This is a genomic window from Allobosea sp. 01N443 (assembly GCF_056399325.1).
The window spans coordinates 1-1,112 of sequence record NZ_JBFTRC010000394.1; the positions used below are offsets into that span (position 1 = coordinate 1).

Genomic DNA, 1,112 nt, shown 5'->3' on the forward strand with positions numbered 1-1,112 from the left:
GGCTTCAGATGCTCCTTCCAGAATTCATAGGCCTGGCGCGGCCGTCCGGTGAGCGTCGTCGGCCAGTCCGCCTCTGAGTTGTTGAGCGCACGGCCCTTGTCGTTGCACAGCGCGCTCGGAAACCGCATCACCATGACCTCGCGCTCGCCACGCTCGGCAGCCGCGCGCGTCTTCACTGCGAGGTTGTGCTTGATCCGGGCAATCAGCTCGGCATTGACCTCGACCTCTTCCGCAAGCGTCTTGATCAGCTTCTGGCGTGCCTCCTCGGCCTTATCCATGGCACCCAGCATCTTGGATGCCTTCGCCATCTCGATGTCCGCCATGTAAACTTTCAGGTCGTCGGCCGACATGAAACTCTCGTCGGCGAGAATGTCGGCTTTCGCGCCGTGCGCCGCGGTCTGGGGCATTGCCGTTTCCTCTCCAGTCGAAATCGCGATTGCCTGCCTCGTCAAATGCCGTCCGGACGACCAAGGGTTTCCCTGAGCTCGGCTTCGAGGCTCTCGACGAGCTGTCGATATTCGATGCAACGCGCCTTGCGGATCGGCAGGGCCGAACTCTCCCATTCCGCCAAGGCCCGTTCGGCTTCGGCGAGGTCTGCGCAGAGCGTGCGAAAACTCTCGCTGCGGAGTGCTCTTTCCCTAATCGACCTCCCATAGGCTGGAAGATGCCGGATGGCAGCCAGCACACCCTGATCCATCGCAACGGTTCTCCCGCCGACGAGCGCCACGTCACGTCCACTATGGAGAAAGATCGCGCCCGCGGGAGTAACTAACAGGAGGCTACGCCCGGCAAGGGGCCGCAACCGATGCGTGCGACCAGTGAAACTGAGTCAATAGGGGCGGGACTTGCGGAAGCTCGCACAGCGTCCCGACCGCTCGACAGCGTGTTACGAGCGTAACCTCCCGTTAGCTACTCCCGCCCCCTTGGGCCGTCGCCTATCGTTGCAGCTTCACCGAAGTCCCCCTTCCCCCCGCGGTCGCAGAGGCGAACGACGAGGGATCCAGGCGGGCCAACCCGGAGGCCACAACATGTCGACATTGAAGCACTGGTCGCTTGCTTTCGCCCTGCTTGCCGGCGTGGCGTCCTGGTCCGACAGCCAGCCGGCCAGAGCG

At 63.4% G+C, this 1,112-nt stretch carries 2 protein-coding genes; both read right to left on the bottom strand.

Annotated features, from left to right (window positions below; translation table 11 throughout):
• Positions 1 to 407, bottom strand: a 407-nt coding sequence (locus tag AC1DRP_RS36625) for a hypothetical protein (RefSeq protein WP_476771145.1), incomplete at its 3' end; no start/stop codon positions are given.
• 41 nt (positions 408 to 448) lie between these two features.
• Entirely contained in the window at positions 449 to 697 is a 249-nt protein-coding gene (locus tag AC1DRP_RS36630; RefSeq protein WP_441508823.1) for a hypothetical protein, read from the bottom strand.
• Positions 698 to 1,112 lie beyond the last annotated feature (415 nt).